This window comes from Caproiciproducens sp. MSJ-32 (genome assembly GCF_018918055.1).
In the GTDB taxonomy this organism is placed as follows: domain Bacteria; phylum Bacillota; class Clostridia; order Clostridiales; family Clostridiaceae; genus Clostridium.
The window spans coordinates 1-23,137 of record NZ_JAHLPS010000116.1; the positions used below are offsets into that span (position 1 = coordinate 1).

Annotated in this window: 19 protein-coding genes; 1 reads left to right on the forward strand and 18 read right to left on the reverse strand. The window is 30.3% G+C overall.

Annotated elements, in window-relative coordinates; all coding sequences use genetic code 11:
* Positions 1–200: 200 nt before the first annotated feature.
* The 4 genes from KQI16_RS11860 to KQI16_RS11875 form a co-directional block, all read right to left on the reverse strand.
* Positions 201–923 carry an amino acid ABC transporter ATP-binding protein gene (locus KQI16_RS11860; protein ID WP_216434689.1) on the reverse strand — a complete coding sequence of 241 codons (723 nt, stop codon included), beginning with the start codon at positions 921–923 and terminating at the stop codon, positions 201–203.
* A complete protein-coding gene (locus KQI16_RS11865) occupies positions 910–1,557 on the reverse strand; it encodes an amino acid ABC transporter permease (RefSeq protein WP_216434751.1) in 648 nt (215 codons plus the stop codon). Before KQI16_RS11865 ends, KQI16_RS11860 begins: the two co-directional genes overlap by 14 nt.
* A 277-nt stretch (positions 1,558–1,834) precedes the next feature.
* Positions 1,835–2,653, reverse strand: a complete 819-nt coding sequence (locus KQI16_RS11870) for a transporter substrate-binding domain-containing protein (RefSeq protein WP_216434691.1) — start codon at positions 2,651–2,653, stop codon at positions 1,835–1,837.
* A gap of 261 nt (positions 2,654–2,914) precedes the next feature.
* A complete protein-coding gene (locus KQI16_RS11875) occupies positions 2,915–3,733 on the reverse strand; it encodes a transporter substrate-binding domain-containing protein (protein WP_216434693.1) in 819 nt (272 codons plus the stop codon).
* Positions 3,734–4,005: 272 nt separating this feature from the next.
* Between KQI16_RS11875 and KQI16_RS11880 the strand changes: the two genes are divergently transcribed.
* Positions 4,006–5,100 (forward strand): PRK06851 family protein, encoded by a 1,095-nt coding sequence (locus KQI16_RS11880; protein WP_216434694.1) that lies wholly within the window; start codon positions 4,006–4,008, stop codon positions 5,098–5,100.
* Between the two features lie 438 nt (positions 5,101–5,538).
* Here KQI16_RS11880 and ligA read toward each other — a convergent pair whose 3' ends face one another.
* The 14 genes from ligA to KQI16_RS11950 all read right to left on the reverse strand — a co-directional run bounded on the left by ligA (position 5,539) and on the right by KQI16_RS11950 (position 23,016).
* The gene (ligA, locus tag KQI16_RS11885) at positions 5,539–7,527 is read right to left on the reverse strand and encodes an NAD-dependent DNA ligase LigA (RefSeq protein ID WP_216434753.1); all 1,989 of its coding nucleotides are present in this window, start codon (positions 7,525–7,527) and stop codon (positions 5,539–5,541) included.
* 70 nt (positions 7,528–7,597) lie between these two features.
* On the reverse strand, positions 7,598–10,891 hold the full coding sequence (locus tag KQI16_RS11890; RefSeq protein ID WP_216434696.1) for a UvrD-helicase domain-containing protein: 3,294 nt from the start codon (positions 10,889–10,891) through the stop codon (positions 7,598–7,600).
* Between the two features lie 557 nt (positions 10,892–11,448).
* Positions 11,449–12,165, reverse strand: coding sequence for a pseudouridine synthase (locus KQI16_RS11895; RefSeq protein ID WP_216434698.1), 717 nt, complete (start codon positions 12,163–12,165; stop codon positions 11,449–11,451).
* A 156-nt stretch (positions 12,166–12,321) separates the two neighbouring features.
* A complete protein-coding gene (locus KQI16_RS11900) occupies positions 12,322–13,068 on the reverse strand; it encodes a lytic transglycosylase domain-containing protein (protein ID WP_330654223.1) in 747 nt (248 codons plus the stop codon).
* Between the two features lie 55 nt (positions 13,069–13,123).
* On the reverse strand, positions 13,124–15,181 hold the full coding sequence (locus KQI16_RS11905) for a triple tyrosine motif-containing protein (protein ID WP_216434700.1): 2,058 nt from the start codon (positions 15,179–15,181) through the stop codon (positions 13,124–13,126).
* Between the two features lie 127 nt (positions 15,182–15,308).
* Positions 15,309–15,752 carry a YaiI/YqxD family protein gene (locus KQI16_RS11910; protein WP_216434702.1) on the reverse strand — a complete coding sequence of 148 codons (444 nt, stop codon included), beginning with the start codon at positions 15,750–15,752 and terminating at the stop codon, positions 15,309–15,311.
* Entirely contained in the window at positions 15,752–17,104 is a 1,353-nt protein-coding gene (locus KQI16_RS11915) for a glucose-6-phosphate isomerase (protein WP_216434704.1), read from the reverse strand. The genes KQI16_RS11910 and KQI16_RS11915 overlap by 1 nt, the downstream gene beginning before the upstream one ends.
* A 160-nt stretch (positions 17,105–17,264) precedes the next feature.
* Positions 17,265–18,080 carry an SDR family oxidoreductase gene (locus tag KQI16_RS11920; protein WP_216434706.1) on the reverse strand — a complete coding sequence of 272 codons (816 nt, stop codon included), beginning with the start codon at positions 18,078–18,080 and terminating at the stop codon, positions 17,265–17,267.
* 76 nt (positions 18,081–18,156) lie between these two features.
* Complete coding sequence (locus KQI16_RS11925; RefSeq protein ID WP_216434708.1) at positions 18,157–18,525, reverse strand: PTS glucitol/sorbitol transporter subunit IIA; 369 nt, start codon at positions 18,523–18,525, stop codon at positions 18,157–18,159.
* Between the two features lie 98 nt (positions 18,526–18,623).
* On the reverse strand, positions 18,624–18,914 hold the full coding sequence (locus KQI16_RS11930; protein ID WP_442861810.1) for a transaldolase family protein: 291 nt from the start codon (positions 18,912–18,914) through the stop codon (positions 18,624–18,626).
* A gap of 72 nt (positions 18,915–18,986) precedes the next feature.
* Positions 18,987–20,000, reverse strand: coding sequence for a PTS glucitol/sorbitol transporter subunit IIB (gene srlE, locus KQI16_RS11935; protein WP_119864460.1), 1,014 nt, complete (start codon positions 19,998–20,000; stop codon positions 18,987–18,989).
* A gap of 17 nt (positions 20,001–20,017) precedes the next feature.
* Positions 20,018–20,566, reverse strand: a complete 549-nt coding sequence (gene srlA, locus KQI16_RS11940; RefSeq protein WP_119864459.1) for a PTS glucitol/sorbitol transporter subunit IIC — start codon at positions 20,564–20,566, stop codon at positions 20,018–20,020.
* 15 nt (positions 20,567–20,581) lie between these two features.
* Positions 20,582–21,031, reverse strand: coding sequence for a transcriptional regulator GutM (locus KQI16_RS11945; RefSeq protein WP_216434711.1), 450 nt, complete (start codon positions 21,029–21,031; stop codon positions 20,582–20,584).
* Between the two features lie 17 nt (positions 21,032–21,048).
* A complete protein-coding gene (locus KQI16_RS11950; protein WP_216434757.1) occupies positions 21,049–23,016 on the reverse strand; it encodes a BglG family transcription antiterminator in 1,968 nt (655 codons plus the stop codon).
* Between the last annotated feature and the right edge of the window lie 121 nt (positions 23,017–23,137).

The window sequence follows — 23,137 nt, forward strand, 5'->3', positions numbered from 1 at the left end:
CATTTCTCAAATATTTCTATTTCTTTTTCTGTAAATAATTTTTTGCTCATTACATTCTTCTCCTAATGATATTTATTTTATTATACATAAAAATACCCTATGGCATAGACTTTTTTTAAATTGTCTATTCCATAGGGTACATTTTACATTTTATAAACTGATGGTTTTTTATTTTTAATATAAAGTTTTATTAATAAATTCTAAAGAACTTTTGATAAAAAGTCTATTGTTCTTTGATGTTTTGGATTCCCAAATATTTCTTCTGGAGTTCCCTGTTCTACTATATTTCCTCCATCCATAAATATTATTCTATCCCCAACTTCTCTAGCAAAGCCCATTTCGTGAGTAACTACAACCATGGTCATTCCTTCTTTTGCTAAATCCTTCATAACATTTAAAACTTCTCCAACCATTTCTGGATCTAGGGCAGATGTTGGTTCGTCAAATAATAAAACTTCTGGTTCCATGGCTAAAGCTCTTGCTATTGCAATTCTTTGCTTTTGTCCCCCTGACAATGAAGCTGGATAAGCATTTGCCTTATCTAAAAGTCCAACCTTCTTTAATAACTCTTTAGCCTTTTCTTCAGCTTTTTCTTTTGAAACTCCCTTTACTGTAATTGGTGCAATAGTTATGTTTTCTACTACAGTTTTATGTGGGAATAAGTTAAATTGTTGAAAAACCATTCCCATTTTTTCTCTTACTTTATTTATATCTGTCTTTTTATCGGTAATATCCTGCCCCTTAAAAAGAATGTGTCCCTTTGTAGGTTCTTCTAATAAATTTAGGCATCTTAAAAAGGTACTTTTTCCTGAGCCTGAAGGTCCAATTACAACTACAACTTCACCTTGTTTAATTTCTTCATTAATTCCTTTTAAAACTTCATTTTCACCAAAATATTTGTGTAAATCATTAACGTGAATCACTTACCTTCATTCTCCTTTCTACCCAATTTAATAATCTGCCTAAACTAAATGTTATCACAAAATAGAAGGCAGCTGCTATTATTAATGGTTCTAAACCTCTATAAGTATTTCCTCTTACAACATTAGCTGCATACATAAGCTCTCCAACTCCTATGGAAGAAGCAATTGAAGATTCCTTTATTACAGTAACAAATTCATTACCTATAGCTGGAAGAATATTTTTTACAGCTTGAGGAATTATTATTAATCTCATAGCCTTAACTTGAGTCATTCCTAAACTTCTTGCTGCTTCTAATTGTCCCTTATCTACAGCATCTATTCCACCTCTTATTATTTCTGAAACATAAGCCGCTGAATTTAAAGACACTGCAATTATTCCAGCTGTTAAAGCTTCTACATTTATTCCTAAAAGCTGGTCAAAAGCAACATAAGCAATCATAACTTGAAGAAGCATAGGAGTTCCCCTTATTATTTCTATATAAGCTGTTGCAATTACTCTAAAAATATATATCTTCCATATACGTAAGTTTGATCTCTTCATAAAGCATAATAATGCACCAAAAAGAACACCAAAAAATACTGATATAAATGACATAAGGATTGTCCACTTAATACCATTTATAAAATAGGGCATACTATCTGCCACAAAACTAAAATCTAAATTCAAATTTTCCACCCCTTATATTCAGTTCACAGTTAAAAGTGCCTAATGCACAATTAGGAAAGAAAGCACTATGTAGCTTCTAATTTACAATTAACAAAGGACAATGGACAATTCAGGATTAAACTGCTTCATAGTTTCTTTAATTCAAATTATTTATAAATTCTTAAGAAACTAATAAGTTTTCATAATTCCACTTAAACAGAATTATATCCTTAATTGTCCATTATTGCCTATCCATTGTGTATTTTTACTCACTTATGCCTTCTGCTAATTTATTTGCATCTACTATAAATTGATCTAAAAGACCTTCATCTTGTATTCTCTTAATTGTTGCATTAACAGCTTCTAATAACTTTGGTGAGTTTTTCTTTAAGGCAATTGCAGAACCGCCTGCTTCATCTTTAATAGTTTCTTCAATAATAGCTAATTCAGGATTATTTTTAACTATCATTTCTGCAACTGGCAGCTCACAAACTAAAGCTTCAATTTTTTCTCCCTTTAAGGATACAACTAAGTCATTAACATTTGACAATAATTGCATTTCAACATTTTCAATAGTTTCTGCAGCTAAATCTGCTTGAATTGAGCCCATTTGAGCCCCTACTTTTTTTCCATTTAAATCTGCAAAAGATTTATATTTTTCAAGATCCTTAGCTCTTACTATTGCTCCATGTTCTGCTGTATAGTAAATATCAGAAAAATCTACAGCCTTCTTTCTTTCCTCATCCGGGCTCATACCTGATATTACTAAATCAATTTTATTGTTTGGCAGAGCAGATATTAAAGTGTCAAACTTCATATCCATTATTTCAAGTTCCACTCCAAGGTCCTTTGCAATTTCCTTAGCTATATCTACATCAAAGCCTACTATTTTATCTTCTCCATTTTCCATTATGTGAAACTCATATGGTGCGTAATCTGCACTTAGTCCTACAACTAAAGTTCCTCTTTCTTTAATTTCATCTAGTTTATCGCCTTCTGCCTTAGCACCACATCCTATTAGAGCAAAACTCATTAGTCCTGCCATTGCTGTTGCTAATATTTTCTTTATATATTTATTTTTCATTATTTTTCCCCCTTGAGAATTTTCCTAAAATTAATAAATTGATTATACATCTGAATTTATAATTATGCAAGTATTTTTTATATTTTTACATATTTTATTGATTTCATAGGTTTTACATAAAAAATTATGCATATTCTTATGCATAAATATATTTTTATGCATAAATCAAATTTTATTTTTATAAATATAGTTTCTCCTATATAAACTATTTAATTCAAAAAGAAGAGCATTACTACTCTTCCTTTTATACTTTATTTTCTATTATTCCTTAAGACTTGCTGCTAATTTATTGGCATTCTTCATAAATTTATCCATAAGTCCTTCATCTTGTAATTTTTTTATTGTTGAGTTAACTGATTCTAATAGTTTTGGTGAATTTTTCTTTACTGCTATAGCTACTCCTTCATCAGAAAAATCTATCTTATAATCTGATTTAGCTAATTCAGGATTATTTTCAACAGCCATATCAGCAACTACTTCTTCTACAACTAAAGCTTCTATCTTTTTTGATTTTAAACTTAAAATTAAGTCATTAACATCATTTAATAGCTGTATATCTGCATCTTCAATATTTTCTGCTACTATGTCTGCTTGGATTGAGCCTAATTGTGCACCAACTTTTTGCCCCTTTAAAGCTTCAAAACTATTATATTTTTGAGCATCTTCAGCTCTTACCAGCATTGCCTGACCTGCTACATAATAGATATCAGAAAAATCTACTGATTTCTTTCTTTCTTCAGTTGGAGTCATACCAGATATTATTAAGTCTATCTTATCAGTTGTAAGAGCTGATAATAAGGAATCGAACTTCATATCTTTAATTTCAAGTTCTACCCCTAGGTCCTTTGCAATTTCTTCTGCTATGCTGATATCGAAGCCGACTATCTTATCTTCACCATTTTCCATCATATGAAATTCAAATGGTGCATATCCCGCATTAAGACCTACTACTATTTTTCCTTTTTCCTTAATCTCATCAAATTTATCTCCTTCTGCTTTAGCTCCACATCCTATTAAGCCAAAGCTAATTACTCCTGCCATTGCTATTGCTAATGCACTTTTTATTATACCTTTTTTCATATTTGTCCCCCCAAAATTTATTTGTTGGTATAATTATACACATATATCTTATAATTATGCAAGTGTTTTTTATAAATTTCTTTATTTTTTATTAATTTTCCTTATCTCCTCTCATATTTCAATGTATATTTATAATCCCTATACTAGTATTTTTGTTTTGTATTTTATTATTAACTAATAATTATACAAACAAATTTATAGTTTCAATTTTTATCTAGAAACATATATTATTAGTAGTTTTTATTAATGATTAATACTTAGGAGTGATAAATTTGAAATACAAAAAAGAAAGACATCTTTTCCCAGGAGGTAATACTTCTAAAGGCTTTCATTCTTTTTATGATTATATTCTCCCTCAACAGGAAGCAAATAGGATTTTATGTATGAAAGGCGGCCCTGGTACTGGAAAATCTACTTTAATGAAAAAGGTAGCTAAAGTCTTTATAGACAAGGGCTATTCTTTGGAATATCACCACTGTTCTTCTGATGATAAGTCTCTAGACGCTATAGTAATAAAGGAATTAAAACTGGCTATTTTAGATGGTACAAAACCTCATATGGTTGATCCAAAAAATCCTGGTGCTGTTGATGAGATCCTCAACATGGGAATAGCATTAGATAATGAAGCTCTTTCTTTAAATAAGAAAGAAATTATGGAAATCCAAAGTATAAAAAGCACCAATTTTAATAGAGCTTATAACTTTTTAGCCTCTGCTAAATCTATCCATGAAGACTGGAGCCGATTAAATTCAAAAGCTTTAATTCCAAGTAAAAGTTCTACAATAACTGAAAGCTTAATTTCTGAAATATTTAGCGGAAATAGTAAGTTTGGTTATGGTAATGAAAGGCACTTATTTGCAACAGCTTATACACCTAACGGAGTAATTACTTATGCTAAAGGATTAACAGAAAACTTTAATAAAAAGTATATTTTAAAAGGCGGTCCTGGCTTTGGTAAATCTACTATATTAAAAGATATAGGCAAACTTGCTCAAAGGAAAGGCTACTTCGTTGAATACTTCCATGATCCATTTATTCCAACCAGATTGGAACATATCCTTATTCCTGAAATATCAACCTGTATTTTAACAGAAAATGAAATCAGCCAATGCTCTTTTGAAGGAAAAGTCTATAATATGGAAGACTTCTGCGATAGTTCTATTATTTCCAATTTAAAATCAGAAATAGAATACGATAAAAATATTTTCTATGAATTGACAAATAAAGCAATAGAACTTATTAATTTAGCCCATAAGGTTCATGCTGAATTAGAAACTTATTATGTAAAAGCTATAGATTTTTCTATATTAGATAAAATTTATAATGAAGTCATTGAAAAATTTGAAAAATATGAAATTAATAATTAATAAATCCAAATAAGTTCAACCTACAAATATAAAGGGAAAAGATATAAAAATCTTTTCCCTTTTTTAATATTTATAAAGAAGTGGTTTAATAATACATTATATTATATTCATCAATATTTATTATGCTACAAAATTTGAATATGAGGAAATTTTGAAATTAAAGCAGCTTCCCTCTATCTTACTGATATAACCATAAATATTAGGCTTATTATTGAAATTAATAAGAAAACTAAGGAATAATAATATTTTTTTCTTCCGATTTTTTTAAGATAAAATCTGATTCCCCATAAAAACATACATATACTGATACTCATTTGAAGGGGCAAATAAGTATTGAAAATTGGCAATATAATGAAGTTATAGGTTGTCAAGAAGGTAAGAATTATAACTACGCTTGTAATAACTGTTATTAAAGTTACTAAAAAACTAAAACCTTCTTCATATAAGCTCTTCAAATTCCTCTTCACTTATAATTTTAACTCCTAACTCAATAGCTTTATCTAATTTTGAACCTGCTTCTTCTCCAGCTATTACATAATCAGTTTTCTTACTTACACTACTTGAAACCTTTGCCCCTAGGCTTACTAGTTTTTCCTTTATTTCATTTCTTGTATAATTCTTTAATGTTCCTGTCACTACAACTGTCTTTCCAGCAAAATTATTTTCTACTATTTCCTTTTCTTCATACCTAGGATTAACTCCAAGACTTAGAAGTTCATCTATTGTTTCTAGTGTTTTTTCTTCCTTAAAGAACTGAATTATGCTATTAGCTACTATAGCACCTACATCTTGAACTGTTATAAGCTCTTCAAAGCTTGCATTTTTTAATCCCTCTAAAGACTTAAATTTATCAGCTAAATCTCTTGCAGTTTTTACTCCTACATTTGGTATTCCTAAAGCATATATAAATCTAAATAATTCACAGTCCTTACTTTTCTCTACTGCATTTAATAGATTTTCTGCCTTTTTAGGACCAAACTTTTCAAGATTTAATAATTCTTCTTTCTTTAATTTATAAAGTTCTGCAATTGACCTAATATCTAACTTTTCAAACAGCTGCTCTGCTGTCTTTTCTGAAAAACCTTCTATATTCATTGCATCTCTTGAAGCATAATGAACTATAGATTTTACCATTTGCGGCTTGCAGGATAAAGTATTTTCACAGAAATAATGAGCTCCATTTTGAACAAGTTTAGCCCCACAGGACGGACAATTTTCTGGAACTTTTATTTCTATTGTATTTTCCAAAGAATCTTCTACAACTCCCATAATTTCAGGGATTACATCATTTGATCTTCTAACAAATACTTCTGCTCCAATCCTTACCCCTTTTCTTCTTATATCATCAATATTATTTAAGGTCGCTCTCCTTACTGTAACTCCTGCAAGTTCAACTGGTTCTAATATTGCTGTTGGACCAACTCTTCCACTTCTTCCAACATTCCATTCAACATCTAATAGTTTTGTAGTTGCTTCTTGAGCTTCAAATTTATAGGCTATTGCCCATTTAGGGAATTTTATTGTGTATCCCATAAGATTTCTAGTTCTTATATCATCTATGGCAATAACTACTCCGTCTATATCATAATTTAGGTCAAATCTTATATCTTCTATATATTTTATTTCCCTTTCTATTTCTTCTACAGTAGTACAATACTTAACATAATCATCCATAGGAAGACCTTTTTCCTTAATAAAGTTAAGCATTTCTTCATAACTTTTAAATTGTTCTCCCTCTTTATAGCCTACATCATAGAAAAAGGCAGATAAATTTCTTTTTGCAGTTTCCTTTAAATTTAAGTTTCTTAAGGCTCCAGCTGCACCATTTCTCAGGTTCTTTAAAGGAACAGCTGCTGTTTCATTATATTTTTGAAAAGCTTCTGTTGTCATTATAGCTTCTCCATGAACCTCAAAAAGAACAGTTGAATTTATCTTTAAAGGTATTGATTTAATTGTTTTAACTTGAGCTGTAACCTCTTCTCCTACTTCTCCATTTCCTCTTGTTGCTGCAGTTGTAAGAATTCCATTTTCATCATAGGTTAAATTTATTGTTAATCCATCAAATTTCTTTGTTAAAACATATCTTAAAGGAGGCAGATTTTCTCCTCTTTCATTCATTTCCTTAACAAACTTAAGATTTTTGTTATGCCATTCCCTTAAAGCTTCTATACTTTGTGCCTTATCCAAACTCCAAAGTCTTCCCTTATGGCTGTATTTATTAAAGCCCTCTAAAATTCCATCTCCAACTCTTAAAGTAGGAGAATAAGGAAGAACATAACCTGTTTCCTCTTCAAGCTTTCTTAATTCATCATACTTTTCATCATATTCCTTATCAGTTACTGATGGATTATCTAAAGTATAATACTCATAAGAATATCTATTAAGTTCTTCTACCAATTCTTCAATTCTCTTTTTCTTATCCATGATAAACCCCCTTAATAAAAGTGCTACGCACTTTTTTAGTTCACAGTGCACAGTTCACAGTTCACATACTTTCTTAAACTAATTCTAGTTTTGCAAAAGACAGCATTAGCGTCTTTATTCCTTGCTTGTCAAAAGCTATTGTAAGTTTTTTATCGTCGCCTACATTTACTGATGAAACTATTGTTCCTACTCCAAATTTGCTGTGTCTTACCTTTCTTCCTAAAGTAAATTCTCCAGCATTATCTACTGTTTTATTTTCTTGTTTAGTACTGTTTTCGTTATTTGAAATTAAACCATGAGGATTATTATATCTTTCTCTAGCAAACATTACTGGTCTTTTTTCTTTATTTTCAGGGTTCCCAGAAACATATTCTTTTAAACTTGGTGCAATTTCATTTATAAAATCTGATTGAGCATAAGCAACTGTTCTACCAAATTGCTTTCTTACTTCTGCTGAAGTCATAAATAATTGTTCTTTAGCTCTTGTTATTCCAACATAGCAAAGTCTTCTCGATTCTTCCATTTCTGCTTCACTATTAAAGGAAGCAACTCCTGGAAATATTCCATTTTCCATTCCCACCATAAATACAACCGGGAACTCTAATCCCTTAGCGCTATGAACTGTCATTAATACTACTGAATCTTCTTCCTCATCTAACTTATCTGTATCCTGAACTAACGAAACTTCTTCTAAATATGCTGAAAGGCTCTTATCTTCGCTCCTTCTTTCAAAGTCAACAGCATCAGATACTAATTCTTTTAAATTTTCTATTCTGCTCTTATCTTCTATTTCACCAGACTTTTCAAGTTCTGTAAGGTATCCTGTATCTTTTAGAATTGTTTCTATTAGATTTGATACTGGTATTACTTCACTTAAATCCATAAAATTTTCCATAAGCTCTACAAACTTTTCTATTCCAGAACAGTTTCTTGCTGTAAGAGTTGGAATGGTTCTAACAGTAGTTAAAGCATCCCAAAGAGATATATCAAATTCTTCTGCAAAATCTAATACTTTATTTACTGTTGCATCTCCAATTCCTCTTTTAGGAACATTAATAATTCTTCTTAAAGATATACTATCATTTGGATTTACCAAAACCTTAAGGTAAGATAAAAGATCTTTTATTTCTTTTCTATCATAGAATTTTGTTCCACCAACTATTTTATAAGGAATAGTTTTTCTTCTTAAACTTTCTTCAAATATACGAGACTGAGCATTAGTTCTGTAAAGAATAGCAAAATCACTATATCTCTTATTCTCTTCTTCCTTAATTTTCTTTATTTGAGAAGCTACAAAATCACCTTCATCATTATCTGAAAAAGCCCTATATATTTTTATTTTGCTTCCCTCTTCTTGTTCAGTTCTTAAAAGCTTACTTTTTCTATTTGCATTATTAACAATAACTTCATTAGCCGCTTTTAAAATATTACCCTTTGATCTATAGTTCTGCTCTAATTTTATCACCTTAGCATCTGGATAGTCCTTTTCAAAATCAAGGATATTTCTAATATCTGCTCCTCTCCATTGATAAATACAGTTGTGAACAACAATATCATTAGCAATATAGTTTCTTGCGTAATCAATATTTAAATCATAAACATATCCATAATAATTTTCTCTCTCAACAGATACTATCTTATCTTCAACAATTTTTTCTCCGTCAAAAACTGCTAATGATATACCCTCTCTTAAACTTCCAAGGGGCATAAACTTAAATGTATTATTTTCTGTAAGTTTTGCCTTTCTAACTATTTCATAATCCTCTTCTAGCTTAGCTATGCTTCTAGCAAATTCCTCAGCATCATCATATAAAGCGCGTTCTGTTTCAACTCTAAATGTACTTCTTTTTCCATTCCTAACATTAAAGCCTTCATTAATAAGTTTCTCTTTACTCTCATCTCCCGAGGAATTTAATCCTATTCTATGACTAAATAAACCTATTTCTTGAGATTTTATTCCTCCAAAGAAGCTTACATTAATATATTTTCTAACAGTTTTCCCTCTAATTACAGCTGAACTTAAATGATGCGGATAATTATTGTATAAATACTCATCCTCCATTAATTTATCTGCTGCTGAATAAGTATCTATTTCATTAAACAGTTTGTTTATTTGCTCTTGAGTTAATGTTAAATGCCTTCCCCTGCTATTAAATACTAGCTTAGGAATTCCATATTTAACTGAAAAATACTCTTCATAATATGTAGCTTCTGATTTACTATCACATACTTTAAGTATCCACATCTTGTCAGCCTGTTCACCATTTAATCTAACTGTTAATCCACTTGCACTAGTACCTTTTCTGCTTTTAATTGATGAAGTTTGCCCAATTCTATATCCAAATCCATTCTTATACATTAAATACACATAATATTTATCATCTAATACCATTAATCTTGCAAAAGTAATATGATTTGGTGTTCCTATAATAACTTTTCCGCTTTCAGTTGTTACTTTTATTACTTCACCATTATATTCTCTCTTGGAAATATCTTTTATAGGCATAAAATTAGTCCAACCATTACCAGCTGCTACATTTACTTTTTCATTTCCTTGTAAATCTTCTATCTTAACCTTACCATTTTCAGTTTCAACTAAAGTTCCTTCTATTAAACATTGATCATCATCGCCCACGACACAGATATTCTTATATTTATCAGCAAGTAATCTTACTAATTCATATTGAATCCTGTTTGTATCCTGATATTCGTCTACCATAATATATTGGAACTTTCTTTGATAAAATTCTAGTGTTTCCTTATCCTTCTTAAATAATTCAACAGTTTTAAAGATTAAGTCATCAAAATCTAAGGCGTTATTTTCCTTTAGCTTTTTTTGATACATTTCATAAACTTGGGCTATCTTCTTTCCTTTAAAGTCATTTTCATTTTCTCTCATAAAGGCATTTGGACTTATCATATTGTCTTTAGCTGTACCAATTTTGCTTAATATTTCCCTATCAGTAAGGTCCTTATCATTAATATTTAGGGCCTTCATGCACTCCTTAATCAAGGTCTTTTGATCTTGGGTATCATATATAGTAAAGTTTTTATTATATCCTAACTTTTCTATTTCTCTTCTTAAAATTCTTACACAAGTTGAGTGGAAGGTTGATATCCACATATCATCAGCAGTATCACCTATTAAAGCCTTTACCCTGTCTTTCATTTCCTTTGCTGCCTTATTAGTAAAAGTAATAGCTAAAATTTTATAAGGTAAAATTCCTAAATCCTTTATCATATGAGCTATTCTATAGGTCAAAACTCTAGTTTTACCTGAGCCAGCACCAGCTAGTATTAAAACCTGACCTTCAACAGTAGTAGCTCCTTCATACTGCTCCTTATTAAGTAATGATTTTAAATCCATCACCCAGCCTCCTTTCGTATTATTAACATATTATATCATAATTCATTTATATATTTATTAATTTATATTATCTACTCATTTACATCTTCTTTTCTAAAATCCTAGGTCTTTTCAATAATTTTATTCTTATAATCAAGCTTAATGATTTATATCCTTCATTTATCAAATATTTTGAAGGAAATCTATCACACTTTCCATCCTCTTCTGTAAATTATGTTTATTTGTCCATTATTATTTAATTTTTAACAATTTTTTGATTTTTATTTCTAAACTTTTACATTTATAAAAATTTTATTTTAAATATATATAAATAAAATAAACATTTAACTAATGTAAACATTTAACCCCTGATTTTAGGCAAAGAAAAAACGCAACCCTTGGGGCTAGGTTGCGCATTAGCAATAAGCAATAAATAAAAAGGGGGCTATTTATTCCTTTTATTTATCCTTGCAAAAATATTATAGGGTATCTTGCATGAAAATGCAAGCAATTTTAAAAAAAATCCTTGCAAACTTGCATTTCGTGAATGTTATTCCTTCATTTTTCTTTAATATTCGTTAAAATCCTCTCAATCTTTCAATTTCTTCTTCTGTTAATTCCCTATATTCTCCCTCTTCTAAATCATCATCTAATTTTATACCGCCAAATTCAATTCTTTTTAAATATGTAACCTTTTTATCAACAGCTTCAAACATTCTTTTTACTTGATGGAATTTTCCTTCCTGAATGGTAATCTTAACTTCTGATTCTTCATCAGAGGCACTCAATATTTCAAGTATCGCTTCCTTACAAACATATCCGTCATCTAAAGTAATTCTATCTTTAAATCTTTTTACATCTCTATCTGTAACCCTAGCATTTATCTTAGCATAATAAACCTTATCTACCTTCCATTTTGGTGAAATCAATCTATGATTTAATTCCCCATCATTAGTTAAAAATAATAATCCAACAGTATCCTTATCTAATCTCCCAACTGGGAAAGGATTAAAAACTTGATGTTCAATTTCTAGTAAATCAATAACAGTTTCATCCCTATTATCAAAAGTTGCAGAAACAACACCTGCCGGCTTATTCATCATTAAATATATATATTTTCTGTAATAAACTTCTTCACCATTTATACTTATTTTATCTTTCTCCGGATCAACCTGCATTCCACTGTCTTTAACTATTTCTCCATTTACTTCAACAAAGCCCTTTCTGACTACCTGTTTTATTTCTTTTCTCGTCCCATATCCTAAGTTTGATAGTATCTTATCTAAACGTTCCATCTATTTGCACCTGCTTTCTAATTATATTCATCTTAACCTAATTCATTTTAACACAAGGAAAGCTTATTTCAAATAAACAGTTTGGAGCAAAACAGTGTGGAGTTGGGGATAACTTGGACAAGCACCCCATTACTAACAACTCCTAACTACTAACTTCTAACTGTTCTTATATTGATTATAATAAGCTAATACCTTTGGTACATAATTCTGTGTTTCTTGAGGCATTTTATATAAGTCCCCTGAACTTTTTACTCCTCTTCTTTCCATTGTTCCAGGGCCACCATTATAAGCCATTAATGCCATTTCTAAATTTCCATTATACATATTTAAATAACTTTTTATATGTCTAACTCCAGCCTCAATATTTTGTTCTATATCATAAGGATTTGTCACCCCATAAGCTTCCGAATTAAAATCCATAAGCTGCATAAGTCCCTTAGCCCCTGCATGGGAAGTCGCATTTGGATTAAAATTTGATTCTTGCTTAATAATTGCAAGAATTAAATTTCTATCTACCCCATACTTTGAAGCATACTTATCAACAGCTTTAAAAATTGTGTCCATATTATAAGATCCTTCACTTATATAGCTTACATCACTTAAAGGACTTTCTTTATTTATATCTATTGAACTTGTTATCTTATTTATATCATCTAAATATAATTCTCCTGTAACTATAGGAGCTTGTCTATATCTTAATGGAATATCTTCTAATTTTTGTCCAGAAGATACTGGAGTATAAGTTTGCTCACTTTCAGCTTCAGTCAACATATCTTTATAACTGTCGCTATTTATAAGAGATTCATAAACTAATTCAAATTCATATCCATCTCCTAGAGCTTCCTTTAATACCTTATTAGTCATTACACTTCCTAGGTATTTTTCAACACTTTGAATTTTCACCTTATGCCCTCCCAAAAAACTCTATTTTTATTATTATCGGAGATTTTTTTATAACTTAAGGCATAACTTCAAATTCTAAGCTAGTATAATCTTCATAGTTTACCTTTTTATAATAGCTTTTGCTTAAAACTAGAATTCTATATTTTCCAACTGTAAATGGCAGGAAGGTATAATAACTTTTTTTACTATAACTTTGAACTCTAACCCAGGTTCCCCTTTCCATAATATAAAACTCATAGCAGACATCTTTACCGCCTTCACTTGTAACTTCAAAGGTAATTTCCTTATTAACCTTAATTTCTTTTTCCTTTATATTAATTTTAGTATTTGTAACTGGAATTGCATCATGGACATAAACTGATACTTCCTTCTTTACATCATAGTCCTCAGTACATAATATATTTTTAGCATAAATTTCAAAGGTATATTTGCCTAAAGTCTTTGGTTTTAATCTAAATCTTTTATTTTCAATAAATCCAGTATCTTCTATCTCATGACCATTAATCTTAGTAACATATCTTACAAAAACATTTTTCGTATTTTGAACAATTGTCTCAATATCTATTATATCTCCTACTAAATATATATCCTTTTGAGATAAAAGAACATAATCTATTTCTGCAACTTGATAATCCCTTACTTTAAAGTAAAGAAAATTATGAACATCAAACTCCTTATCTGAATATTTATCTAGAACCCTTACTTCAAGCTCGTATTCTCCACTTTCCTCTGGAGTAAAATTTATCCAATTAGTTAAACCATAATCAGTTCTTTCCTTTTCAACTCCATCTTTATAAACTATAAAAGCATATTTAAGTTCTGTTCCTCCTTCTGCTTTTATTTTAATATTTATCGGTTCATTTTTTACATAACCACCGAACTTACTTGTAATAATATCAACTATTCTTACTGGCTTTTCTGCCTTTTTCTCAATTTTAAAGGATATTTCCTTAATATCTTCATAATCCTTTTCTCCATTATCCTCAAAAGATATATCCTTTACTTTTAAAATTATCTTATATTCTCCTTCAGCCTTTGGCTCCCAAGTAAATAACTTAGACCTTATAAATCCTGTATCTTCAGCTACTGGACCTTCAACTATATATCTATATAAAACTTCTCTCCCTCCACAAACGGAAGCCCTAAAATCTATTTTAGTTCCAACTACTTGAGGCTCATTTAAATCTGAACTAAACTTTCTTATTCTTATTTCATTATAAGGCTTTACCTTATACAAAATATAAGCCCTGTCATCAAACCTTTTATTAGAGAACAGATCCTTCACATAGCATAAAAGCTTGTATTCTCCCTTTATACTCTCAGTAAAAGTAATTATATTATTAGTAGAATAATCTTGAATGCAGGCAGCCCTTCCCTTGCTGTCTATTTTTATAAATTTATATAATATTGTTCTTGTTTTATCACAATTTACCCCAACTTTAAAAATAAGTTCTTCGCCTACTAGGATGTTTTCCGATAAACATTCAAAGCTTTCAATTTCAATCTTTGGCTGATTTAAAACCTTAAAGTTTAACCTTTCAAAATCTTCTACATTTTCTTCAGAAGCCAGCCTTTTGCATTCAATTAATATTTCTACTGTTCCATTTTCTATGGTTGTATAAGTTAACTTATTATCTGTACTGTAGTCCTTAATAGTCTCCCAATCATAAGCACCCATTTTTAAAAATCTATATAGAAGTTCTTCTCCTTCTTTACCTATAACTTCTATATTAATTTTTTCTCCTAATACTAAGGTATCTTTTTCTGTAATTACTTTTCTTATTAACTTATCTTTATTTTCCTTAATGCTGGAAAGTTCCTCCTTAGAAGTCTTTATCTTATATCGTGCCTTAGCATTTTTTAATGTATTTGATTTTTTATCCTTAGTTTGAACCATTATCATATATTCGCCTGGTTTCATAGGCTTCCATTCACATTCATTTTTAGAAGAAAAATCTTGAATAGGCTTCCAGACCAAATTTCCCTCTCCAGGGGTGCCCTCTAAAAATTTATATTCTAAAGCTTCTTTATTATCGGTTATTGCTTTAATTTTTATTTTTTCATCAATTAATGATGGACTTTCTTTATCAAAGCTTATTAATAATTCACTCATACACTCACACCCTATTTATCTCATTTTTACCATAATTATATTATACAGTTCACATAATAAATATTTAATAGAAATTTGTCATTGAGATAAAAAAAAAGAGATAAACTATTATCTATTTTTCTACAGTTTATCCTTTTAAATTACATTCTATTATACTTATTAAATTTTTCTCCAATCGTAAATCATCTTCTTTTGTTCTTTTTTTGGGATTTGAGCTTTTCCCTCCAGCCCTTCTTATTTTCTGGGAAATATGTCTTTGCTCCAAAAGTAAATCTATGTTTTTTTCTGTATATAAATGTCCCTTTGGACTCAATAAAAATGCTCCCTTTCCTAAACATAGGGCTGCCACTCCATAATCTTGACTGATTACTATATCCTTTGACTTACAGGTATTTACAACATACATATCAACACTTTGAAAGCCGCTGTCCACAACTTTTACTTCGCCATAGTCCAGTTGGATATAATGATTAATATCACAATAGACTATCAAGGGAAGTTTATATTTTTTTGCTACATTTTTAATAATGGAGATACCTGGGCAGGCATCTCCATCAACTATAATTCTCATTATTTTAATTTTGCTTCTAATTCAGCCTTTAAATCTTCAAATCCTGGCTTTCCAAGTAATGCAAACATATTCTTCTTGTATGCTTCAACACCTGGTTGATCAAATGGGTTAACTCCTAATAAGTATCCGCTTATACCACAAGCTTTTTCAAAGAAGTAAACCATATATCCAAAGTAGTAAGCACTAATTTCTGGAATATTTAATACCATATTAGGAACTCCGCCATCATTGTGAGCTAATAATGTTCCTCTGAAAGCTTGCTTATTAACAAAATCTACAGTCTTTCCAGCTAAGAAGTTTAATCCATCTAAGTTACCTTCTACTTCTCCAATAGTTATTTCCTTTTTAGCTTTTTCTACATTAAGAACTGTTTCAAACATATTTCTCTTTCCATCTTGGATGAATTGTCCAAGAGAGTGTAAATCAGTTGAGAAGTCAACTGCTGCTGGGAATATACCCTTTTGATCTTTTCCTTCTGATTCACCGTATAATTGCTTCCACCATTCATTGAAGTAATGTAGGTTTGGTTCATAGTTAACTAAAACTTCTATATCCTTACCCTTATTGTATAGAATATTTCTCATTGCTGCATATTTGTAGCAATCATTGTTTTCAAGATCTGGATCAGCATATGCTTCTCTAGCATCTCTAGCTCCTTGCATCATTTCATCTATATCAATTCCAGCTGCTGCTATTGGTAATAAACCTACTGCTGTTAAAACTGAGAATCTACCTCCAACATTGTCTGGAACTACGAAAGTTTCATATCCAACTTCATCAGCTAATGATTTTAAAGCTCCCTTTTCTTTATCAGTAGTTACAAAGATTCTTTCCTTTGAACCTTCTACTCCGTATTTCTTTTCTAAATAATCTTTAAATATTCTAAATGCTATTGCAGGTTCTGTAGTAGTACCTGATTTTGAAATAACATTTATGCTAATATCTAAACCTTCTATTGCTTCTAAAAGATCAGCTATGTAAGTCGAACTTATATTATTACCAACAAAGAATATTTGTGGGTTCTTTCTCTTGTCCTTGCCAAGTAAATTATAGAAATTGCTATTTAACATTTCTATAGCCGCTCTTGCACCTAGATATGATCCACCAATTCCTATAACTATTAATGCATCTGAATTTCCCTTTATCTTTTCAGCAGCTTTCTTTATTCTAGCAAATTCCTCTTTATCATAGTTTACAGGTAAGTCTATCCATCCTAAAAAGTCATTTCCTGCACCTGTTCCATTATGAAGAGTTTCATGAGCTCCCTTTACCATTGCCGCCATTTTTTCTAGTTCTGTAACTTTTGCGTATGGTTCCACTTTAGATAAGTCTAATCTTAAACCTTTTTTCATCTTCATACCTCCGGCATTATTTGAATTTATATTTGATATTGTTCGTTTATATTATAACATACTGAATAAAACTTTCGCATACAAATTCAGCAATAATTGCATTTTTAGTTATCATCACAATATAGCTTCCCCATAATTTCCCCTTAAAATTCTTAAAATTTTATCCTCTAGTTTTTCCGCCAGCTATGTTATATGTTACTCCATGAATATAGCTTGCCCTATTACTTGCCAAATAACATACTAGATCTGCTACTTCAGTAAGTTTTCCTGCTCTGCCTAATGGTGTTACAGAAGTTTTGTTATATCCCGCTCTTAAATCATCTACAGTTATTCCTCTAGTATAAGCTAAAGCAGTTTCATATTCATCCGTTCTAAGACCAGTTGCCTCTAATATTCCTGGTGCAACCCCCACCACTCTTATTCCCAATTTTCCTAACTCCTTTGCCCAAGATCTGGTTAATGAATTTACAGCATTCTTGCTAGCTGCATAAACACTTTGGCCTTCTGAACCTTCAAGACCACATTCAGAGGACATATTTACTATAACTCCTTTTCCTTGTTTAATCATTTCCCTTGCAGCTGCTTGGGCACAGTTGAATACTCCCTTTACATTTACATTCATGACCTTATCCCAAACTTCTTCATCTAACTCATACTTTCCGTGTTCTTCTTTAGGATCTACTAATAATCTAGGAATATTAATTCCTGCATTATTTACAATAATATCTATAGTTCCAAAAACTTCTTTTGTCTTTGATATCATTGCATTTACGCTTTTTCTATCCACAACATTTGTAATAATGTATTCAACTTTTCCATTTTCTTCATTAAATTTAGGCATATTAGGATTCATATCACAAACAACTACATTTGAACCATGATTTAAAAATTCCTGTGCAACTGCTTTTCCTATTCCAGATGCTCCCCCAGTTACTATTACAGTTTTTCCTTCTAATTCTAACCATGTTTTTCCCATTGAAACCCTCCTACTATTATTATTCTTTATAATCTTCTTTAAATTTATATAAAGTTCTAATTATTTTCTTATCAAGTTATTCTAAAATATAAATTTCACTTCCAGCTTTCAAATTTGGAATTTCTTTTTTTTCTACACAAATTGTTCCTGGTAAGGGTGCTTGTGTTGCTCCAGTAAAGGCAAGAGTTATATGTCCCAAACTTTCTAAATTCCTTTCAGCCACATCTCCAACCGCTGTAATTTTATATGGAATCCCATCTAATAGAAAAGTTTGACCAGTCTTGATATGTTCTTTTACCGGATTAACCTCTATAGAGTAACAATAATCTGCTAAGGTATCTGGTGCGTTTTCTCCAAATAGTATTATCATTCCTTCATCTTTAAAAGTTTCTACTAAAGGTCCTAGTGCTTTTATTTTACTTTGATATATTGCTTTGTTATTCATGCTTTCACCTTCCTATACTTTCTGTCAATTAATAATAAATTAAATTTTATTTGCAATTTAGCATACTCTTTCCTTGTCCACATAGTTTCTCTATACGATTAACATAAGGAGCTGCATATTTTGCCCCTGCCTTTCCTGCTAAATACCCCTGCATTTGTGTGAATAATTTTATAGGCCTCTACTATCATTCCTTCTGCCTTGTCAGAAATAACTTGTACATGAAGTTCTGCTTCTTCTCCTATGAATTCACGAATTTCTTTTAGAACTTTATAAGGCTGCTTACCGTACCTTGACAATATACTTGGATTACTTGTTATACCATCTATCGGAAACTTATCATATATATCTCTAATTTTTTCTATATTTACATCATCTATAAGAAACTTCATAACCCTCTCTCCCAATATTCTTTTAAGTAATAGTTGAGTAATTTTTAAAACTACTCAACTATTATTAATCAATTAATTATATAATCCTATACTTGCAAGCCATGCAACTAGAACTCTAGGTACCCCTATTAAGAAACGTGAATATAGTACCGATGGAACCCCAACTTCAACAGTTTCTGGTTCTGCTTCAGCTAAACCTAAACCAACTGGTATAAAGTCGCAGGCACATTGAGTATTTATTGCAAATAGAGCTGGTAACGCTAGGCTTGGTTCAATATTTCCCTTTCCAATTTCAACACCTATTAAAGTACCAACTATTTGGGCTATAACGGCTCCAGGTCCCAATAAGGCTGATAATACTGGTATTGAACATATAAAGCCAAGAATTACAAGACCTATTCCATTTCCTGCTAGTGGTATTAGCTTATTCGCAAACCAGTCTCCAAAGCCTGATCCTTGAACTATACCTATTAGTAAGGCAACGAAGCCCATGAATGGTAATATTGTTGTAATCAAAGATTGAATAGCATCACGGCCGGCTTGATATAGAGTATTTACAACCTTACCAGCTCCCATACCAATCTTTTGAATAATGCTTGATTTGCTTGTCTCAGCAAGAGTTTGAGATACTTTCTTATCAGAACTATATTTGAATTCTCTTTTTTCCTCTTTCTTTTCTTCTATTACTGTTGCAGCAACTGCATCTTCTGCCTCTGCTAAGGATATTTGATCTAAACCTACAGCAGAAACATATATATCTTCAGTTATAAATTTAGCTAAAGGACCGCTTTTTCCAACAGGCATAACGTTTATTGTTGGTATTCTCTTTTGCGGATATATTCCACATCTTAACGTTCCACCGCAATCTATAATAACTAAGAATATTTCATTATCTGGAACAGATGTCTTGAAGCCGTTTACAGCTTTGCATCCAGTTAACTTAACTATCTTTTGAACTATTTCTGGTTCAGCTCCACCGCCAGTTATATATAATAAGGTATCTCTTCCTTCTTCCGGCTTTACTATAAGCGGACCTCCAAATCCTCCATTACCTTTTACTATTTTAATTGCATTATACTTTCCCATATAAACTCCCTCCTAAACTACTTAGCTACAATTTCATTGCTTAACTCAATTTTTTGTTGTTTCATAACATACTTTGTTGTAAAGTCAGTTACCCAACCGGCAAAGAAGTTCATTACTAAACCAACTAATAAATAACGAAGGGCTAAAGGTGTTGTACTTAATCCAAGGGTTTCAATCCCATTTGCTATTCCTAAATATATAAAGATTTCACCTACATTAATGTGTGGGAAAATACCGCTGTTAGTATGACAATGATAAGAAGCAGATGCATAATAACTTGGTTTCATTCTTTCTGGTAAAAATTTTCCCATTGATAAAGCCATTGGATTTCCTAGCATAAAGGCTGATAAGAATGGTAAAATTCCATAAGCTAAAATAACATTTTTTGATGCAATCTTTGCAAATTTATTGATCTTATCTTGTCCAATTAAAGCAATTAAAGCATTCATAAAAATTAATAATAGTGTTACCTTTGGAACTATTCCAGTAACCCAGCTAACAAAAGTTTCAGCTCCAACATCAAATAATCCCATAAAGCCTTCGGCAAATTTAACAATTGTATCCATATAGATTTCTCCTCCTTAATTTTTACTTTTATTTTTTGGAATGATAAAATTAGTTAATCTTTGTAATGGGGATGGCGGTTCTACAATCTCACCTCCTGCCATTATGATATTATAGTTAGAAGAGGCTTCTAGAATAGATTTTTTTAATGTTTTAAGCAGTCCCTTGCAGTCTTCTTCAGTTAAAGCTCCAACATCTTTGCCTTCAAAGCCGGTTAATTTTTTTGCTCTAGCAAATACTGTTACTCCATGCATATAACTTCCTTCAAGTATTATTCCGTCTTCATTTATTGCAAACATTGCTATGCATCCAGCACGAAAGGCTCCCCTAGATTTGCCTATTGCCACCCTTCCTTTTTTCCTAAGCATTTTATAATGCTCAGTGAAACTCTTTATTTGAATAAAAGTTAATAAATACTGAAGCATAAATGCTATTCCTGCACATATTAATAAAAACCAGAAGTTCATCTTACCCCTCCCTACTATTAATCAAAAATATCATTTTCTTTTACAAAATATAAAATTAAATCCTTAAAATTTTCAATCGTAGAAATATCCTCTACAGCCTTTTCATTATTAGCAATAGTTATAATTTCGTCATATACTTTTACCAAAACTGCATCATCATTTGTTTGTTCTGGAAGACATATTAAAAATATCAATTTAATTCTTTCATGAGCATTAATTTTTACTCCATCCTTACTAACGCCTAAACTTATTAATATCTGCCTGCTTTTGTAATTAATTGTGTGAGGTAAGGCAACAAATTCATTAATAGCCATTGTAGACTTCTTTTCTCTTTCCCTTATCCTTTCTTTAAAGCCTTCGTCTACATATCCCTTGGCATATAAGTTCTCAACCATTAGATCAATATTTTCTTGATAGCTTAATTGACTATCTAGAATAAAAAATCTTTCTTCTTTTAAAATACTTAATAACAAAGAGTCCATTCCCTGTACCAAGGGCATGTCTAACTTTTCAGCATATAAAAGGTCTTTAATTTTTCTTTTAAGGGATTCTTTATCGAATATTTTATCTAAATATAAAACTTTTGTACTGGTGTTATACTTTGTTTTAACAGTAGATAAAACTAAATCATAAGTGTCCAATACCTCTCCAATAACTTTATCATCTGAAAATAAGTCTATTGTGGTTTTTGAATCAAAGATATTTCTTAATTGACTTTCAACTAACTTTGCCGTAACTCTGCCAGTACCACATATAACTGCAATTTTATAATCCTTTGGCTTAACAAGTTCCTGCTCTGATATAAACAATCCAAAATATGCTGCTATAAATCCAACTTCATCTTGTGTCATACTTACCTTTAAATTTTCCTCTATAACTTCTTTGGCTAGTTCTGCCATCTTATAAGCAACCTTATAATTTTCCTTTATATCATCAATTAGAGGATTGTTAAGATGAACACCATACTTAAGTCGATTAACTAAAAAGGCTATATGGTAAACAAAATCTTCAAGAATGTCATCTTTAGTAATATTTAAGCCCATTTTAAATCGAATTCTTTCAATTATATCAGATACAAGCTTTAGTATTTCATCAGTTATATGTACACGCTGCGAAATTTCTTCTATATTTATAGGAGTTCTCATTCCTACAATTGGCAAAGTTAAAAACAATCTTTCTTCTAGGATAAAATTAATCTGCAGTCTTCTTTCTATTTCTTCTACAATAGAGGTAACCACTTCAAATTCCCAGCTTCTTAGCAATTCTCCATACTTATTGCTTAATGTTTTTATAGAATGTCCATTCATTAACCTATCAAAGCTTACTGTTAATGATTTTATAAAGGCCTCAAAGGTTTCTTTGTCAAGTTTATATTTACTTATTGTATCCTTTACAAACTGAACAATATCTTCATCTATTTTAAAATCCTCATAAGTAATTTCATAAATATTTTCAAGGATAAAGTTCCTTATATCTAATTCATTACCCTCAAGAATAATTCCATTATTAGGCCTTCCTATAATGCTTAAGTTATAATCAGATAAAATTTCTTTAATTTTTTTCATATCATTTATTATTGTTGTTCTTGCAACATTCATTTCATATGCAAGATCATCTATTAAGTATGACTTCTCACTATTAATAAGCTTGTACACAATAAATGCCATTCTTCTTTGTGGAGAATTAAGAAAATCTCTTTGAGAATATATCTCCTGCTTAACTCTCTCAAATTTAAATCTATCAAATATATATATCTTATATACACCATGTTTAATATCAACAAAGGCTGAATTATCTAATTGATCATTAAGCTTTTTTATCTCATTTTTTATTGTTTTGGAACTGACATTTAATTTTTCAGTTAAAGTTTCTAACGAAACCGAATGTTTTTGTTCAAGTATACTTAAAATCCTCGAGGAACGGTTTTCGTCATTAAAATATTTCATTATGTCCTCCTTTGAAAACACCAAATATTTTATACCCATGAAAGTCAATAGATAATTCTATACTTCTCTTTAGTCTTGATATTTTTAATAATTAATTCCTCCTTTCTTTAATGAAAGTATATCCCATAATTTACTGACAATTAATACTTTCTTTTTCTTA

Bases quoted from the DNA above. Each gene is read 5' to 3' on its own strand.
- KQI16_RS11865 (WP_216434751.1), bottom strand. From the start codon at position 1,557: ATGCCCTATTTTATAAATGGTATTAAGTGGACAATCCTTATGTCATTT.
- KQI16_RS11870 (WP_216434691.1), bottom strand. From the start codon at position 2,653: ATGAAAAATAAATATATAAAGAAAATATTAGCAACAGCAATGGCAGGA.
- KQI16_RS11875 (WP_216434693.1), bottom strand. From the start codon at position 3,733: ATGAAAAAAGGTATAATAAAAAGTGCATTAGCAATAGCAATGGCAGGA.
- KQI16_RS11890 (WP_216434696.1), bottom strand. From the start codon at position 10,891: ATGGATTTAAAATCATTACTTAATAAGGAGCAGTATGAAGGAGCTACT.
- KQI16_RS11895 (WP_216434698.1), bottom strand. From the start codon at position 12,165: ATGGAACGTTTAGATAAGATACTATCAAACTTAGGATATGGGACGAGA.
- KQI16_RS11905 (WP_216434700.1), bottom strand. From the start codon at position 15,181: ATGAGTGAATTATTAATAAGCTTTGATAAAGAAAGTCCATCATTAATT.
- KQI16_RS11910 (WP_216434702.1), bottom strand. From the start codon at position 15,752: ATGAGAATTATAGTTGATGGAGATGCCTGCCCAGGTATCTCCATTATT.
- KQI16_RS11915 (WP_216434704.1), bottom strand. From the start codon at position 17,104: ATGAAAAAAGGTTTAAGATTAGACTTATCTAAAGTGGAACCATACGCA.
- KQI16_RS11920 (WP_216434706.1), bottom strand. From the start codon at position 18,080: ATGGGAAAAACATGGTTAGAATTAGAAGGAAAAACTGTAATAGTAACT.
- KQI16_RS11925 (WP_216434708.1), bottom strand. From the start codon at position 18,525: ATGAATAACAAAGCAATATATCAAAGTAAAATAAAAGCACTAGGACCT.
- KQI16_RS11930 (WP_442861810.1), bottom strand. From the start codon at position 18,914: ATGAAGTTTCTTATAGATGATGTAAATATAGAAAAAATTAGAGATATA.
- srlE (WP_119864460.1), bottom strand. From the start codon at position 20,000: ATGGGAAAGTATAATGCAATTAAAATAGTAAAAGGTAATGGAGGATTT.
- srlA (WP_119864459.1), bottom strand. From the start codon at position 20,566: ATGGATACAATTGTTAAATTTGCCGAAGGCTTTATGGGATTATTTGAT.
- KQI16_RS11945 (WP_216434711.1), bottom strand. From the start codon at position 21,031: ATGAACTTCTGGTTTTTATTAATATGTGCAGGAATAGCATTTATGCTT.
- KQI16_RS11950 (WP_216434757.1), bottom strand. From the start codon at position 23,016: ATGGGTATAAAATATTTGGTGTTTTCAAAGGAGGACATAATGAAATAT.